The organism is Neisseria sp. P0021.S006, assembly GCF_051956895.1.
This window is the reverse complement of record NZ_JBQCWZ010000543.1, coordinates 1-895: the sequence shown is the minus strand read 5'-3', so window position 1 is coordinate 895 and position 895 is coordinate 1. Positions and strand designations below refer to the sequence as shown.

General features: G+C 49.4%; 2 protein-coding genes. Both read right to left on the bottom strand.

The window, feature by feature from the left end:
• The coding region (gene ylqF, locus ACTHUM_RS15565) for a ribosome biogenesis GTPase YlqF (RefSeq protein ID WP_440403366.1) at positions 1–592 on the bottom strand (592 nt) is incomplete at its 3' end.
• Positions 593–685: 93 nt separating this feature from the next.
• Positions 686–895 (bottom strand): protocatechuate 3,4-dioxygenase (locus ACTHUM_RS15560; protein WP_440403365.1); only part of this gene is annotated, 210 nt, incomplete at its 5' end.

Here is an 895-nt window from a genome sequence, read left to right as displayed (position 1 = left end):
CTTCTTCGTCCAGTGCGTTGCGTCCGACTGCACCGCCGGCCGCAAGGTTGTAGCCGCCTTCTTCGACGATAATTTTCGGCCACAACATACCGGGGGTATCGTAAAGCCAGAAATCGTCTGCAAGGAAAAGGCGTTGTTCGGCTTTGGTAATACCGGGTTCGTTACCGGTTTTGGCAGATTTTTTGCCGATCATGCCGTTAATCAAGGTGGATTTGCCGACGTTGGGAATGCCGCAAATCAGGACACGTAGCGGCTTCTCGATACCTTGGCGATGCGGAATCATGGCGCGGCAGGCTTGGGTAATTTTGCCATGAGCGCCGGTTTCGGAAGAATCAAGCGCAATGGCGCGGGTATCTTGGCGGCTGTTGTAGTGTTCGAGCCAAACTTTGGTACGCTCGGGATCGGCAAGATCTTGCTTGTTTAAGATTTTGAGTTTTGGCTTGCCTTTGGACAACTGGGCAAGCAAAGGGTTTTCGCTGGAAGCAGGCATACGCGCGTCTAACATCTCAATCACCATATCAACGCTTTTAATGCGTTCGGCAATGGCTTTTTTTGCCTTGTTCATGTGGCCGGGAAACCATTGGATAGCCATGTCTTTTTGTTCTTTCTATTCGTATCTGAGGCCGTCTGAACAATCATTTTTTTTCAGACGGCCTCGGTATTTGGATAATCGGTCAATCCGGATTTAGAGATTGCCATGTTCATAGCTGTAATAACCTGCTTCATCCATACATTGCTCGAATGTCTTGTATGTATTTCTATTTTGGACTTGCGATTTGCAAGTATTGATTTGGCGGGAAACTTCAGCTTCGCTCGCGCCGGTACGATGCCAACGGTAAGCAGTGACAGGCTCTGTCGCGCAGGCGGTCAAGATAAGCAAGGATAATGCGGTCAG